This is a genomic window from Bradyrhizobium sp. Ken64, from assembly GCF_055807555.1.
The window spans coordinates 56,836-70,832 of sequence record NZ_JBVVPA010000008.1 but is presented as its reverse complement, the minus strand read 5'-3'; the positions used below and the strand labels follow the sequence as shown (position 1 = coordinate 70,832).

Annotated in this window: 15 protein-coding genes; 5 read left to right on the top strand and 10 right to left on the bottom strand. The window is 64.2% G+C overall.

Annotated elements, in window-relative coordinates:
* Positions 1-49 precede the first annotated feature (49 nt).
* The 3 genes from AC0L2F_RS15865 to AC0L2F_RS15855 all read left to right on the top strand — a co-directional run bounded on the left by AC0L2F_RS15865 (position 50) and on the right by AC0L2F_RS15855 (position 2,906).
* Positions 50-796 (top strand): TetR/AcrR family transcriptional regulator, encoded by a 747-nt coding sequence (locus tag AC0L2F_RS15865; RefSeq protein WP_007610635.1) that lies wholly within the window; start codon positions 50-52, stop codon positions 794-796.
* A 249-nt stretch (positions 797-1,045) separates the two neighbouring features.
* A complete protein-coding gene (locus tag AC0L2F_RS15860) occupies positions 1,046-1,648 on the top strand; it encodes a PepSY domain-containing protein (protein WP_007610636.1) in 603 nt (200 codons plus the stop codon).
* Positions 1,649-1,868: 220 nt separating this feature from the next.
* Positions 1,869-2,906: an aspartate-semialdehyde dehydrogenase gene (locus AC0L2F_RS15855; protein ID WP_473248979.1), complete on the top strand. Its 1,038-nt coding sequence runs from the start codon at positions 1,869-1,871 to the stop codon at positions 2,904-2,906.
* Positions 2,907-2,986: 80 nt separating this feature from the next.
* Here the strand turns inward: AC0L2F_RS15855 and AC0L2F_RS15850 are convergent, their stop codons facing one another.
* From AC0L2F_RS15850 to coaD, 8 genes are all read right to left on the bottom strand, one after another.
* Complete coding sequence (locus AC0L2F_RS15850) at positions 2,987-3,382, bottom strand: type II toxin-antitoxin system VapC family toxin (RefSeq protein WP_473248978.1); 396 nt, start codon at positions 3,380-3,382, stop codon at positions 2,987-2,989.
* Entirely contained in the window at positions 3,382-3,624 is a 243-nt protein-coding gene (locus AC0L2F_RS15845) for a type II toxin-antitoxin system VapB family antitoxin (protein ID WP_473248977.1), read from the bottom strand. The genes AC0L2F_RS15850 and AC0L2F_RS15845 overlap by 1 nt, the downstream gene beginning before the upstream one ends.
* Positions 3,625-3,681: 57 nt before the next feature.
* Positions 3,682-4,755 (bottom strand): tRNA preQ1(34) S-adenosylmethionine ribosyltransferase-isomerase QueA, encoded by a 1,074-nt coding sequence (gene queA / locus AC0L2F_RS15840; protein WP_473248976.1) that lies wholly within the window; start codon positions 4,753-4,755, stop codon positions 3,682-3,684.
* A 56-nt stretch (positions 4,756-4,811) separates the two neighbouring features.
* Complete coding sequence (locus tag AC0L2F_RS15835) at positions 4,812-5,153, bottom strand: DUF2185 domain-containing protein (RefSeq protein WP_473248975.1); 342 nt, start codon at positions 5,151-5,153, stop codon at positions 4,812-4,814.
* A gap of 141 nt (positions 5,154-5,294) precedes the next feature.
* Positions 5,295-5,759, bottom strand: a complete 465-nt coding sequence (locus AC0L2F_RS15830; RefSeq protein WP_007590736.1) for a peptidylprolyl isomerase — start codon at positions 5,757-5,759, stop codon at positions 5,295-5,297.
* The gene (locus AC0L2F_RS15825) at positions 5,756-6,181 is read right to left on the bottom strand and encodes a hypothetical protein (protein WP_473248974.1); all 426 of its coding nucleotides are present in this window, start codon (positions 6,179-6,181) and stop codon (positions 5,756-5,758) included. The genes AC0L2F_RS15830 and AC0L2F_RS15825 overlap by 4 nt, the downstream gene beginning before the upstream one ends.
* 8 nt (positions 6,182-6,189) lie before the next feature.
* Complete coding sequence (locus AC0L2F_RS15820; protein ID WP_473248973.1) at positions 6,190-6,765, bottom strand: peptidylprolyl isomerase; 576 nt, start codon at positions 6,763-6,765, stop codon at positions 6,190-6,192.
* A gap of 41 nt (positions 6,766-6,806) precedes the next feature.
* On the bottom strand, positions 6,807-7,301 hold the full coding sequence (gene coaD, locus AC0L2F_RS15815; RefSeq protein ID WP_473248972.1) for a pantetheine-phosphate adenylyltransferase: 495 nt from the start codon (positions 7,299-7,301) through the stop codon (positions 6,807-6,809).
* Between the two features lie 247 nt (positions 7,302-7,548).
* On the opposite strand from coaD, the gene AC0L2F_RS15810 reads away from it, so the two are divergent.
* Together AC0L2F_RS15810 and AC0L2F_RS15805 are read left to right on the top strand one after the other, a co-directional pair.
* Positions 7,549-7,806: a hypothetical protein gene (locus AC0L2F_RS15810; RefSeq protein ID WP_007610646.1), complete on the top strand. Its 258-nt coding sequence runs from the start codon at positions 7,549-7,551 to the stop codon at positions 7,804-7,806.
* Between the two features lie 216 nt (positions 7,807-8,022).
* Complete coding sequence (locus AC0L2F_RS15805; protein ID WP_050992648.1) at positions 8,023-9,876, top strand: potassium transporter Kup; 1,854 nt, start codon at positions 8,023-8,025, stop codon at positions 9,874-9,876.
* A 105-nt stretch (positions 9,877-9,981) separates the two neighbouring features.
* On the opposite strand, the gene gyrA is transcribed toward AC0L2F_RS15805, so the two are convergent.
* Positions 9,982-12,726 (bottom strand): DNA gyrase subunit A, encoded by a 2,745-nt coding sequence (gene gyrA / locus AC0L2F_RS15800; protein WP_063996243.1) that lies wholly within the window; start codon positions 12,724-12,726, stop codon positions 9,982-9,984.
* Between the two features lie 372 nt (positions 12,727-13,098).
* Positions 13,099-13,596 (bottom strand): single-stranded DNA-binding protein, encoded by a 498-nt coding sequence (locus AC0L2F_RS15795; protein ID WP_007590726.1) that lies wholly within the window; start codon positions 13,594-13,596, stop codon positions 13,099-13,101.
* Between the last annotated feature and the right edge of the window lie 401 nt (positions 13,597-13,997).

Genomic DNA, 13,997 nt, shown 5'->3' with positions numbered 1-13,997 from the left:
GCGTTATAGAGCAATCACTGATGTCACGACCGCGCAGGAATCATTGGGCATGGGATTGACTGCGACCAGGACCAGACCGGCAGCTCAGCGGCGCGAGGTGCCGAAATCGCGCGGCGGCCGGCCGACGAAAAGCGCCGCGATCGAGCGCGATCAGCGGCTGATCGAGGTCGCCACCCGCCTGTTCCTGGATCGCGGCTTCGATGCCACCTCGCTCGATGCGGTCGCGGAAGCCGCGCGGGTGAGCAAGCCCACCGTCTATGCCCGTTACGGAGACAAGCGCGGATTGTTCGCCGCCGTGCTGCGGCGCGAGATCGCGCGATGGCTTGCACCGCTATCGGCGGCTGCCGAGACCCAGCTCGGCAGCGCCTCGGATATCTCGGTCGAGCAGCGGCTGGTCGAGATCGGGCGCGAGATGCTGACATTCACCTGCGGTCCCGATGCCGTCGCCTTCAGCCGCATGATGACGTCGCAGGCCATCAACTTCCCCGACATCGCCAAGCTCGGCAAGGAGGAAGGCTGGCTCAAGGCCGTCGCCACCACGGCACGCTTCTTCGACCATCTGGTGGCGCAACGCGCGCTCGACATCGAAGACACCACGATCGCAGCCGAGGTGTTTCTCGACGTCGTCGTGGGGCACACCCACCGCATGGCGACGTTCGGAACGACGCTCGAGCTGAAAGACGCCGAAAAGCGCATGCGGGTTGCCATCAAGCTGTTCCTGGCCGGTGCGCTTGGCCCTCCGGACCGCCTCCAGGAGGCCGCCAAGACCACGCGGCGGCGGCGCCCCTCGCGCTGACAATTCCGTGAGGTTGCGATTCTTCCAGGGAATCCGGCGCCCGCGCCGTTGACCAAAACAAAACGATACGGTATGGTTTAATTATAGGGCGATGCGGATCGCTTTTTTACCAGCCCCAAAGAGGTCCGCATCGCTTCGATCGCCGCGGCGGTACCACCCGTCACGACGCTCAGCGGCCGACCGATGCCCAAGGTCGGCCGCAAATTCTTTACGATCATCCGGCACACTCGCTGGCCGAGGGTTTCGAGCATGACGACAGCCAAACGACGGATCTCGGGATTGCTCGCGATCGCCCTGTCCGCACTCCTCCTCGCGGCGCCGGCGCGGGCGATCGTGAGCACAGGCACTCCGACCACCCTTCACAGCGATACAGATGGTGACGCTGAGGCCGACCGCCAAGCGGTCAGCCGCGAGATCGAGCGCTTCCGCAGCTCTTCAATCTCGATCAACCAGGCCATGGCGATTGCGGAAGCCCGTCACGCGGGTGCCACCACGGCGGATGTGAGTTTCGACGGAGCCTCCGGCGTGCCGGTCTACCGGGTGAAGACCCTGCACAATGACCGGATCTGGCGCCACACCATCAATGCCGCAACCGGCGAGCTCGTCGGCGGCGAAGCCGCCCTCCCTCTCGCCGAGCTCGACCTCGACGACCGCAGCAACCTCGCAGCGCTCGGTGCCATCAAGCACCGGCTTGCGGATGCCGTGCACGTCGCCGAACGCGCGGCCTCCGGCAAGGCGATCAGCGGCGGGCTGGTGCGCGAACGCGGTCGGCTGAATTTCGCGATCGTCGTCATCAGTGGCGACAACCTCAAGGAGGTCATCCTCGAACCGCCGGGCGCCCGGACCAAATAGCGGCGGCCCCAATCCCGCCGAAAAGCCATTGACGGGCGCAAAACTCTCCCGCATAAGCTCCCGCCATGTTCACGACCACCAAACGCACGACTAAAACCACCACGGCCTTCGGGGCCCGGGGAGGCGTGCGCGTGTAGTCGTCGACTAGAACGCAATCCACTCTACCGAAGCCCCGCCCTCGTTGGTCCGGGGCTTTTTTGTTGTCTGAATTCTCAAATCAATGGAGGACAAAGTGAGTAACGATCCCGTCGTCGCGATTGTCGGCGTCACCGGTGCGGTGGGCGCCGAATTCATCGCCACCATGGACAAGCGCGGCTTTCGCGTCGGCAAGCTCAAGGCGCTGGCCAGCGCCCGCTCGGCCGGTAAGACGGTGTCGTTTCGTGGGCAAGACGTGGTCATCGAGGAGCTGACCGAACGCGCCTTCGAGGGCGTTGACATCGCCCTGTTCTCCGCCGGCGGCAGCATCTCCAAGAAGTTCGCGCCGATCGCGGTCAAGGCGGGTGCCGTCGTCGTCGACAACTCCTCCGCCTTCCGCATGGACCCGAACGTGCCACTGGTGATCCCCGAGATCAACGCGAACCGCATCCGCGACCACAAGGGCATCATCGCCAACCCGAACTGCGCCGCCATCACGGCGCTGGTGCCGCTGTGGCCGATCCACCAGGCCAACCGCATCAGGCGCGTGATCATCTCGACCTACCAGGCGGCCTCCGGCGCCGGTGCTGCCGCAATGGACGAGCTGGTCGAGTCCACCCGCGCCAACCTCAACGGACAGGTTTATACGCCGAAGGTGATGCAGCATCCCTACGCCTTCAACCTCTTCAACCACAACACGGCGATCGACCCCGACACCGGCTACAACGACGAAGAGACCAAGGTCATCAACGAAACCCGCAAGATCTTCGAGGACGACAAGATCGCAATCGGCGTTACCTGCGTGCGCGTGCCGGTGCTGCGGGCTCATTGCGAGGCCATCACCTTCGAATGCGAGAAGCCGATCAGCGAGGATCAGGTCCGCGCCATCATGGCGCGAGCGCCCGGCGTCAAGGTCGTCGACGACCGCGCCAGGAACTACTTCCCGATGCCGATCGACGCCTCGGGCCAGGACGACGTCCTGGTCGGCCGGATCCGCAAGGATCTCAGCGACCCCTCCGGGCATTCGATCTCGATGTTCGTGGCGGCGGACCAGTTGCTCAAGGGCGCGGCGCTCAACGCAGTGCAGATCGCGGAGTTGTTGCCGCAGCGCGTGATGGCGTAACAACGAAGATGCGTGGGGTGGGCAAGGGCGTGCGAGCGCTCTGCCCACCACTTCGCTCGCGCACCTACAATGGTCAACCGTCAGGGCAGCGCGGGGAGAATGTCTGTCTTAGCAAAGTCGGCTCCCTTGAAGAGCAGCGGTTGCGAACGCGCTTTCGCCAAAGCGTAGACCGCACAATCGACGATGTTGAGTTGCGCCGGATGTCCCCCGCCCTTGCCGAAACGTTGAAATGCCTCGAACGCGCCTTTCGCCATATCTACGTCGAACGGCACGACGACAATCCCGGCCGTCTCCAGCAATTCGTCGAAAAATTTCACGGCCGATGACCCGAAGCGGGCAGAGAGAACGATCTTGGTTTCCAGGACGGCTACTGCCGACATCGACAGGCTGGTAGCATCCAGCATGGCTTTTCGATAGCCTTGCCCATCTGGCTCGTTGGTTACGGTCGCGACGATCGCAGACGTATCCAGCACCATCAGGACGGCAGCCCGAAACGGTCATAGCCGAGGATTTCGTCGGCAGACCGGGAATCGAGAACGGGCAAGCGAGCGGTTCGCTCGAAGAACGACGTCAAGGCGGCACTTCGATCGACCGCCGGCGACGCCACACGAGACAAGCGCTCCTCGATGGCGCGTTCGAGCGCCGTCTCGATATCTTCCCCCGTCAGGCGGGCGAGGCGCTGGGCAAGCTCATCGACTTTCGCGGAACGGATGTTCATCGGCCACTCGATCCCTGCAAACGACATGATTAGTATAGCACGAGAACGCCGCCGGCGTCACTCCCGCGCCCGAAACAGCAAACACGCATCGCCATAGGAATAGAACCGATAGCCATGCGCGATCGCGTGTGCATAGGCCTGCTGCATCGTCTCCAGCCCGGAGAACGCCGACACCAGCATGAAGAGTGTCGACATCGGCAAATGGAAGTTGGTCAGCAGAACATCGACGGCGCGGAAGCGATAGCCGGGAGTGATGAAGATCGACGTCTCGGCGGCGAACGGCTCAAGGGTGCCGTCCTCGCTCGCTGCGCTTTCGAGCAAGCGCAACGACGTGGTGCCAACCGCGATGATACGGCCGCCGTTCTTGCGGGCGGTGTTGAGCCGCTCCGCCGTCTCGGCCGAGAGCGTACCCCACTCGGCGTGCATCTTGTGGCCTTCGGTGTCGTCCACCTTCACCGGCAGGAAGGTCCCTGCCCCGACATGCAGCGTGACGCGATTGATGCCGACGCCGCGCGCGTGCAGCGCCTGCTCCAGCGCCGGCGTGAAATGCAGGCCGGCCGTCGGCGCGGCAACGGCGCCTTCATTCGCCGCGAACATGGTCTGGTAGTCGGCGAGATCCTGATCGTCAGGCGTGCGTTTCGAGGCGATGTAGGGCGGCAGCGGCGGGCTGCCGAGATCTGCGATGGCTTGATCCAATGTCGGGCCGTGGAACGAAAATGACAGCGTCACCTCGCCTTCGGAGCCCTTGGCCTCGACCTCTGCATCGAGATGGCCGAGCAGGCAGACCTTGCCCTCATTGCCGAAGCGGATGCGGTCGCCGGCTGTGAGTTTCTTGGCCGGCTTCACCAGCGCTTGCCAGCGCGAACCGTCGAGGCGCTTGATCAGAGTCGCCTCGATCTTCGGCTCGGTCTCGCGGCCGATGCGACGGCCTTTCAATTGTGCCGCGATCACCTTGGTGTCGTTGACGACGAGCTGGTCGCCCGGCTTCAGCCATTGCGGCAGATCGGCGACGAATTGGTCGCGCAGCGTGCCGCGATCGACAACCAGCATCTTCGCGGAGTCGCGCGGGCTCGCCGGGCGCAATGCGATGCGGTCGGCGGGCAGATCGAAATCGAAGAGGTCGGTGCGCATAGAACCTAGGTTGGATAGTCTTCAGCCCGTTAGACGATTCTGGCGGCCTGCCCGCATCAGCGGGGAAAGTCGGTGCGAACGAACGCCGACGATTTAGGCTCGCGTTCGAAGGCAGAGAAAGCTGGCGACTCAAGAAGCGGGATGATGTCTGGATCGTAATTGGCGATCGTGTTCACATCGTAGATCTCGAAATTGTTCGGATCATCGGCGAAGTCCTGGCTCTCCTCGCCTGAAAAGAAGCGCCAGCCGCTGTCAGAGGTATTGTCGGGCGCCTCCCGATACATGAAGCCGACGCGCTGACCGCCGACCGTAATCCGATCGGAGGCCAAGCACGCCCCCTTTCCCGTGGCGAGCGGTCTTATATCCTGAGGCGCGATCACAAATTGCTTTGCTGTCAAGCAGGACCTCCGTCAGCCAGTCGTTCCTCATCCTGGGGAGTGCGGAACGCGCGTCTCGAAGGATGAAGGCCCTGCTGCACCAGCTCGGCCTTCATGGTTCGAGACGGCGCTACGCGCCTCCTCACCATGAGGGTTGAACGCCTACTCCGCGTCAGCCGCCATCCGGGCCTTGACGATCTTGTCGGGGTTCTGCACGGGTTCGCCGCGCTTGATCTTGTCGACGTTCTCCATGCCCTCGGTGACCTTGCCCCACACCGTGTACTGGTTGTCGAGGAAGCGGGCGTCGTCGAACACGATGAAGAACTGGCTGTCGCCGGAATCCGGGCTGGCGGCGCGCGCCATCGAGGTGGTGCCGCGCACATGCGGCTCCTTGTTGAACTCGGCCTTCAGCTTCTTGCCGGAGCCGCCGGTGCCGGTGCCCTGCGGACAGCCGGTCTGCGCCATGAAGCCGTCGATCACACGATGGAACACGATGCCGTCGTAGAAGCCTTCACGCACGAGTTCCTTGATGCGCGCGACGTGGCCGGGCGCCAGATCAGGCCGCATCTCGATGGTGACGGGGCCCTGCGTGGTCTCGAGGATCAGTGTATTTTCGGTGGCGCTCATGCTCGTCTCTCTTGGGTTGGGGGTGAAGTCCTGTCAGGTGAAGATTTGCGGTTGCGAAACTGGATCGCGAATGGACGCCCCGCAGCGGCGCCGGCCATCGCATCGGTAAATGGCATCGGCGTGCAGCGTTGCAATGCCTCCATCACCGCGACCCGGTATTGCAGCCGGTCATTGTCGGAAGCCTCCGCGGATTCATAGGTAATCCTCGGATGGCCCAGAATGTTTCCGGCCCTGTTGAAGCTCACGACGACGGTGATGTCGATCGGGCGGGCCTTGGCGGCGGGCGGCGGCTTCCAGCAGGTGCGCAGATGCCGGAAGATGTCCTGGATGGTGTTGACCTGTGCGTCCTCGGCGATTGCGCCGGGGACGCCGAGCAGCAGCAGCGCGGCAACCAGCAGGAGCTTGCCACCGCAGCGCGCCATCGCCGCTCCTATTTGATGTCGGAAGCGACCTGCACCTTCACCATCTTGTCGGGGTCGGTGACGGTGCCGCCGCTCGATCCGGGAGGCGCCTTCTTCAGCCTGTCGACGACGTCCATGCCCTGCACGACCTCGCCGATCACGGTGTACTGGTTGTCGAGGCTGCCGCCGTCGGCGAACATGATGAAGAACTGCGAATTGGCGGTGTCGACGCTGTCGCCGCGCCGGGCCATCCCGACGATGCCGCGCGCAAAATGCACCTTCGAGAATTCCTGCTTCAGGTTCGGATATTTCGAGCCGCCGGTGCCGTTGAAGTTCTGACCATCGCCGGTCTGCGCCATGAAGCCGTCCATGACCCGGTGGAACGGCACGTTGTTGTAATAACCCTCGCGCGCGAGCTGCTTGATGCGCTCGGCGTGCTGGGGCGCAAGGTCCGGCCTCAGCTTGATGACGATGCGGCCCTTGGTGGAGTCGATGACGATGGCGTTGGCCTTGTCGAGGCCGGCCGGCAAGGTTTGCGCGAACGCCGGCACCGCGAACAGAACCGCGGCAAGAAACCCGACAAGAACTGCGAGAATTCGGATCATGATAACTCCGGATCAGAGATGAGAAAGGAAACGCGCCGTTATCAGGCGAATTTTGCCTTGAGCTGTGCCGCAACCAGCGGCGGGACGAAGGCAGACACGTCCCCGCCCATGGCTGCGATCTGGCGCACCAAAGTGGCGGTGATCGGGCGGACCATGGGAGAAGCCGGCAGGAAGACCGTATGCACCTCCGGCGCCATGGCCTCGTTCATGCCGGCGAGTTGCATCTCGTAGTCGAGATCGGTGCCGTCGCGCAGGCCCCGAATCATGATCGTGGCACCGTGCTTGCGCGCCGAGGTCACCGACAGATCATCAAACGTCACAGCTTCGAGCGCGCAGCCGGCCTGGGCCGCCACCGGCCCGCAGACGTCATGGAGCATCTTCAGCCGCTCCTCGGTCGAGAACAGCGGCTTCTTGCCGGGGTGCACCCCGATCGCGACAACGAGCCTGTCGCACAGCGACACGCTGTGCCGGACCACGTCCAGATGGCCGTTGGTGATGGGGTCGAAGGAACCTGGATAGAAGGCAATGCGGGGCATGGCCACGTCCTACCGCGCCCGGCCCGGCCCGGCAAGCCGGTCAGGTTCCCCGGCGGTTTTTCCGCAAAACCGTGTCGGAATGCGCCGAATTGTTTCGTCCTGAGGGCAGCCACGAAACAAAACGGAGCGCGAACGAAACCATTTCCCGCGTTCGCGAAGACGTCCGGAAACTGGCCATGGTTACTAATCCGGCCAACGAACGACGGGCCGCGCACTGGGCGTAGCGGTCGCATCACAGGGGACTGTCATGATCAAGGCTCTTTCGGCGATCGCCATCTCTGCGTGTGTTGCTGCCGCCCTCACCCTCCTGCCCGGCTTCGCCCCGACCGTCGAGGCGAGCGTGCCGCAGCCGCTCGCCAAGGGCGACCGGCTCGATATCCGCACCATCGGCAAGGACTGCTCGCAGCGAGCCTGGCCGAATTTCGAGGCGTCCTGCCTTCGCCAGGCCGGCACCAAAGCCAACATCCGCGAGGCGCGCCTCGTGACCGCCAACCGCACTCCGTAGCGGGGGCCTGTCAGTTTCGCGTCAGGAATCCTCGCGATAAGTCCCAACGACAAACCCAAAAGATAACCCATGGATATTTGCGACGTCCCGTCGCAGACTGCCTGATGCTCGCGCCCGCCGGAATGACCCGTCGGGCGCGATCCCATCGGGGGGTCGCCATTGTCCAGTACGCCCGCAGTCGCCTCCGGCCATCAACCTGATCCACTGCCGCTTGCGATGACCATGGGCGCCCTCGGGGTGGTCTATGGCGATATCGGCACCAGCCCCCTCTACGCCCTGAAGGAAGCAGCCAAGGCTGCCGCCCACGGCGGCACATTGACGAACGATGCCGTTCTGGGCGTTGCCTCGCTGATCCTCTGGGCGTTGCTGCTGATCATCTCGCTGAAATACGCGCTGTTGATTTTGCGCGCGGACAACCGCGGCGAAGGCGGCATCGTCGCGCTCCTGGCGCTGCTGCATGCCCGCAACGCCCAACCCGGCACCTGGCGCGCGCATCTGCTGGTCGTCGGCCTCATCGGCGCAGCGCTGCTGTACGGCGACGGCGCGATCACCCCGGCGATCTCGGTGCTCTCAGCCATCGAAGGCCTGAAGGTCGACGCCCCCTCGCTCGCGCCGGCGGTTGTACCCGTGACCGTCGTCATCCTGATCGGACTGTTCATGATGCAGAAGCAGGGCACCGGCTTCATCGGCCGCATCTTCGGACCGGTGATGCTGGCCTGGTTCTTCGTGCTGGCAGCGCTCGGCATCCACGGCATCGTCAAGGCGCCGGCGGTGCTGGCGGCGCTCAGCCCTCTCTATGCGTTCGACTTCCTGATCCACCAGGATTTTCATGTCTCCTTCGCGATCCTGGGGGCCGCCTTCCTCGCGGTGACCGGCGGCGAAGCCATGTATGCCGACATGGGGCATTTCGGCCGCCTGCCGATCCGGCTGGCCTGGTTCGCGATCTGCCTGCCCGCGCTGGTGCTGAACTATTTCGGCCAGGCCGCGCTGCTGATCACCGACCCCACCATGATCGAAAACCCCTTCTTCCAGCTCTGCCCTGACGCCCTGCACTATCCGCTGGTCGCCTTCTCGGCGGTCGCGACCGTGATCGCCTCGCAGGCCATCATCTCCGGCGTGTTCTCGTTGACGCAGCAGTCGATCCAGCTCGGCTTCCTGCCGCGCATGCAGATCCGTCACACCACGAGCGACGCGATCGGCCAGATCTACGTGCCCTTGGTGAACTGGCTGCTCGCCGCCGCAACGCTCGGCGCCGTCCTGAGCTTCGGCAGCTCGGAGGCGCTGGCCGGCGCCTACGGAATCGCGGTGTCGCTGTTGATGGCGATCACCACGCTGCTCGCCGCGTTGCTCGCGATCCAGTGGGGCTTTTCGCCGTGGCTCGTGGTGGCCGTGAACGGCTTCTTCTTCGTGATCGATTTGATCTTCTTCTCGGCCAATTCGATCAAGCTGTTCGAGGGCGGCTGGTTTCCGCTGATGCTGGCGGGCTTCGTCGCCTTCCTGATGCTGACCTGGCGCAGCGGCGTGAAGCTCGTCGAAGCGGCACGCGCAAAGCTGCGCCAGCCCGAGGAGGATCTGATCGAGACCGCGGTCAACAAGTGCAGCGCCAGGCTTCCAGGCACCGCCGTGTTCCTGGCGTCGGCGCCGCGCGGCGTGCCGCTGGCGCTGACCCAGTTCGTCAAGCACAACCACGTGCTGCACGAGCGCATCATCCTGGTCACCGTGCTGATCGAGGAGCTTCCTCACATCGCCGACGAAGACCGCATCGAGGTGATCGAGATCATTCCCGGCATTACCCGCGTCGTCCTGCATTACGGCTTCATGCAGAACCCGACGATCTACGACGGGCTGACCCTCGCCTGCCGCCACGGCAAGCTGCCCGGGATCGACCTCGACGACATCACCTATTACGTCGGTCGCGAAACCATCATTCCGCGCGAGGACGTGCCGGGCATGTGGGTCTGGCGCGAAACCGTGTTCGCCTTTCTGCAACGCAACGCCGAACGCTCAGCCGCGTTCTTCGGCGTGCCGACCAAGCAGGTGGTCGAGTTCGGCACGGAGCTGGAGATTTAGCGCAAATCGTAGCCCGGATGGAGCGAAGCGAAATCCGGGTTTCTTGCGCCGCGCAGAGAGTCCCGGATTGCGCTTCGCTCCATCCGGGCTACGAGGGGTGACGCATCACTCCCCGTTCGACTCCCCATTCGCCCCGTTCCCGCTCTCGGCCTCTTCCGTGATGTGCTCGACCGAGACGACGTGTTCGTCCTCGGCGGTGTCGAACACGATCACGCCCTGGGTCGAGCGGCCGGCGACGCGGATGCCTTCGACCGGGCAGCGGATCAGCTGGCCCTTGTCGGTGACCAGCATGATTTGATCAGCATCTTCCACCGGGAACGACGCTACGAGGTTGCCGTTGCGGTTGTTGACGCTCATGGCGACGATGCCTTTGCCGCCGCGGCCCGTGGTGCGGTACTCGTAGGACGAGGTCCGCTTGCCGTAACCGTTGACGGAGACGGTCAGCACGACCTGCTCCTGCGCCGACATCTCGATGTAGCGCTCCTGGGCGAGCTGGAAGCTGCCGGAGGTCTCCTCGGCCTCCGCGTCCGCCGCCGGCTCCTCGGGCGCAGCTTCGCCGGCGACCGCACGACGCATCTTCAGGTACGCCGAGCGCTCGTCGGACGTCGTCTCGACGTGGCGCAGGATCGCCAGAGAGATCACCTTGTCGCCCTCGGCAAGCGCAATGCCGCGCACGCCCATCGAGGTGCGCCCGGTGAACACGCGCACGTCGGTCACGGGGAAGCGGATGCACTGGCCGCCGGCGCCGGTCAAAAGCACGTCGTCGTGCTCGGTGCAGATCTGCACGTCGACGATGGCTTCGTTGTCGTCGAGCTTCATCGCGATGATGCCGGAGCGGCGGACATCGACGAAGTCGGACAGCTTGTTGCGCCGGACGTTGCCGCCGGTCGTGGCGAACATCACGTCGAGATTGCCCCAGGTGGACTCGTCCTCCGGCAGCGGCATGATGGTGGTGATGCGCTCGCCCTGCTCCAGCGGCAGGATGTTGATCAGCGCCTTGCCGCGCGCATTCGGCGCGGCCATCGGCAGGCGCCAGACCTTGATCTTGTAGACCTGGCCGCGCGAAGAGAAGAACAGCATCGGCGTATGCGTGGACGCCACGAACAGCCGGCTGACAAAATCCTCGTCGCGGGTCTGCATGCCGGCGCGGCCCTTGCCGCCGCGGCGCTGGGCCCGGTAGGCCGACAGCGGCACGCGCTTGACGTAGCCGGCGTGCGAGACGGTGACGACCATGTCCTCGCGCTGGATCAGGTCCTCGTCCTCGACCTCGCCTTCCTGCTCGATGATGACGGTGCGGCGCGGGGTCGCGAACTCGGCCTTCACTTCGGCGAGCTCGGACTTGATAATTCCCAGCACGCGGTCGCGCGAACGCAGGATGTCGAGATAGTCGGCGATCTCGCCGGCGAGCTTGTCGAGCTCCTCGCGGATTTCGTCACGGCCGAGTGCGGTGAGGCGTTGCAGGCGCAAATCGAGAATGGCCCTCGCCTGCTCCATCGACAGCCGGATCGTGCCGTCCTCGCTGATGCGGTGGCGCGGATCGTCGATCAGCGTCAGCATGTCCTCGACGTCCCGGGCGGGCCAGTCGCGCGACATCAGGGTGTCGCGCGCGGTGGTCGGGTCGGGCGAGGTCCGGATGACGCGGATCATCTCATCGATATTGGCGACCGCGATGGCGAGACCGACCAGGATATGGGCGCGGTCGCGCGCCTTGGCGAGCAGGAACTTGGTGCGCCGCGTGACGACCCGCTCGCGGAAGTCGACGAAGATCGCCAGCAGGTCCTTCAGATGCATGATCCGCGGACGGCCGCTGTCGAGCGCCACCATGTTGACGCCGAAGCTCGTCTGCAGCGGCGTGAACCTGTAGAGCTGATTGAGCACCACATCCGGCACGGCGTCGCGCTTCAATTCGATGACGACGCGGTAGCCGTCGCGATCGGATTCATCGCGCAGGTCGCCGATGCCCTCGATCTTCTTTTCCTTGACCAGCTCGGCGATGCGCTCGACCATCGTCGCCTTGTTCACCTGGTAGGGAATCTCGGTGATGATGATCGCCTCGCGCTCCTTGCGGATGGTCTCGATCGCGACCTTGCCGCGCATCATGACCGAGCCGCGGCCGAGGTGATAGGCGGCGCGGATGCCCTGCCGTCCGAGGATGACGCCGCCGGTCGGGAAATCCGGTCCCGGCACGATGTTGATGAGCTCGTCGATGGTGAGCGCGGGGTTGTCGATCAGCGCGACGCAGGCGTCGATGACTTCGCCGAGATTGTGCGGCGGGATGTTGGTCGCCATGCCGACCGCGATGCCGCCGGCGCCGTTGACGAGCAGGTTCGGGAACTTGGCCGGCAAGACCGACGGCTCGGTCTCGTTGTTGTCGTAGTTCGGCTGGAAATCGACCGTGTCCTTGTCGATGTCGGCCAGCAGGGCCAGCGCCGCCTTCGTCAATCGGGCTTCGGTGTAACGATAGGCAGCCGGAGGATCGCCGTCGACCGAGCCGAAATTGCCCTGGCCGTCGATCAGCGGCACGCGCATGGAGAAGTCCTGCGCCATCCGGACCATGGCGTCGTAGATCGATTGGTCGCCATGCGGATGATATTTACCGATGACGTCACCGACCACGCGGGCGGACTTGACGTACTTCTTGTCCGGCGTGTGCCCCTGCTCGTTCATCGAGTACAGGATGCGGCGATGCACCGGCTTCAGACCGTCGCGAGCGTCAGGCAGCGCCCGCGCCACGATCACGCTCATGGCGTAGTCGAGATAGGACTTCTTCATCTCCTCGAAGATGGAGACCGGGCGAATATCCGAGGGTTGCGCCGGCTGGTCGCCGGGCTTGTCGTCGTCGTCAGCCAAGGGGAAATCCGGTGAGATTTTATCTGGGAATCATATAGCGCATCGAGCCCCTGATAACCACCCTCGCGGCGTTCTGGGAAGCGCTTTTTCCGCCTATTTTTCCAACAACTTAAGCCCTTGCGAGCGGTGTCGCGGACGGCCCCCGCATCGGCCTTGCAAAATCGCCGGGGACGCGGGGAAAACCGCGCGGCGAGCTGGCCCCGTCAGCGCGTTTGCCAAGCCGCAATCCGAGCTCACCCCAAACATGAAGCGGGCCCGGAAATCCCGAGCCCGTCCTGCCGATTAGTGGGATTTTCTGACACGAGATGAGAAGCGGCGCCGATCCGGCGGGCGCATCCGCATCGAGACGCCGCGTTCTCAGAACGTGATCGCTCAGAACGGGATATCGTCGTCCATGTCGCTGTTGCGGCCACCGCCGCCGGCCGCAACAGGGCGCCGCGGCGCGCTGCTGACTGGACCGGAGGAGCCGAAATCGCCGCCCGGCTCGTCGCCGAAGCTGCCGCCTCCCCCACCGCCGCTACGGCCGTCCAGCATCGTCAGGGTGGAGTTGAATCCCTGCAGCACGACTTCGGTCGAGTACTTCTCGACGCCGCTCTGGTCGGTCCATTTGCGGGTCTGGAGCGCACCCTCGACGTAAATCTTGGCGCCCTTCTTCAGATACTGCTCGGCGACCTTGCAGAGCCCTTCATTGAAGATCACGACGCGGTGCCACTCGGTCTTTTCCTTGCGCTCGCCGGTCGCCTTGTCGCGCCACGTCTCCGAGGTCGCGACACTCAGATTGGCGATCGGCCGCCCGTCCTGGGTGCGGCGGATTTCAGGATCCTTGCCGAGATTTCCAACCAGAATGACCTTGTTGACGCTTCCCGCCATCTCCGCTCTCCGCTCCGAATGCCATTGAATTCAAGAAGGCCGGTCCGCTCCCCGCGTTCCGCCGTGCCTGTTGAGGCGACCGTATACGCTCGCCGAACGCTTGCGGACGCCGATCAGTCCGTCACCCCTCCGGTTATCCCCACATATAGCATCGACCTCCGGCTCGTTCCAGATTTGTTCTTGGCGAATGACAGCACTGAAGGTGTGGGATCGATCGGCGATGTCCTGTGGGAAGGCACGCGTCGATTGGAACCTTTGTAGGTTCCAAAAAACGGAAGAAAGAACTTAACATTCAGCAAGTTATGGCTACTCGCACTGCCCCGTTCTTGTTGCATTTCGGAGACGGACTCTGCCGCTCCGCAGAGCTACGGTTGCCTCGGACTTAGTTCATATGGGCCCTC

Excerpts from the sequence above, each read along its gene's own strand:
- AC0L2F_RS15865 (WP_007610635.1), top strand. The coding sequence starts at position 50 with ATGGGATTGACTGCGACCAGGACCAGACCGGCAGCTCAGCGGCGCGAG.
- AC0L2F_RS15860 (WP_007610636.1), top strand. The coding sequence starts at position 1,046 with ATGACGACAGCCAAACGACGGATCTCGGGATTGCTCGCGATCGCCCTG.
- AC0L2F_RS15855 (WP_473248979.1), top strand. The coding sequence starts at position 1,869 with ATGGAGGACAAAGTGAGTAACGATCCCGTCGTCGCGATTGTCGGCGTC.
- AC0L2F_RS15850 (WP_473248978.1), bottom strand. The coding sequence starts at position 3,382 with ATGGTGCTGGATACGTCTGCGATCGTCGCGACCGTAACCAACGAGCCA.
- AC0L2F_RS15845 (WP_473248977.1), bottom strand. The coding sequence starts at position 3,624 with ATGAACATCCGTTCCGCGAAAGTCGATGAGCTTGCCCAGCGCCTCGCC.
- queA (WP_473248976.1), bottom strand. The coding sequence starts at position 4,755 with ATGCGCACCGACCTCTTCGATTTCGATCTGCCCGCCGACCGCATCGCA.
- AC0L2F_RS15830 (WP_007590736.1), bottom strand. The coding sequence starts at position 5,759 with ATGAGCGCCACCGAAAATACACTGATCCTCGAGACCACGCAGGGCCCC.
- AC0L2F_RS15825 (WP_473248974.1), bottom strand. The coding sequence starts at position 6,181 with ATGGCGCGCTGCGGTGGCAAGCTCCTGCTGGTTGCCGCGCTGCTGCTG.
- AC0L2F_RS15820 (WP_473248973.1), bottom strand. The coding sequence starts at position 6,765 with ATGATCCGAATTCTCGCAGTTCTTGTCGGGTTTCTTGCCGCGGTTCTG.
- coaD (WP_473248972.1), bottom strand. The coding sequence starts at position 7,301 with ATGCCCCGCATTGCCTTCTATCCAGGTTCCTTCGACCCCATCACCAAC.
- AC0L2F_RS15810 (WP_007610646.1), top strand. The coding sequence starts at position 7,549 with ATGATCAAGGCTCTTTCGGCGATCGCCATCTCTGCGTGTGTTGCTGCC.
- AC0L2F_RS15805 (WP_050992648.1), top strand. The coding sequence starts at position 8,023 with ATGACCATGGGCGCCCTCGGGGTGGTCTATGGCGATATCGGCACCAGC.
- AC0L2F_RS15795 (WP_007590726.1), bottom strand. The coding sequence starts at position 13,596 with ATGGCGGGAAGCGTCAACAAGGTCATTCTGGTTGGAAATCTCGGCAAG.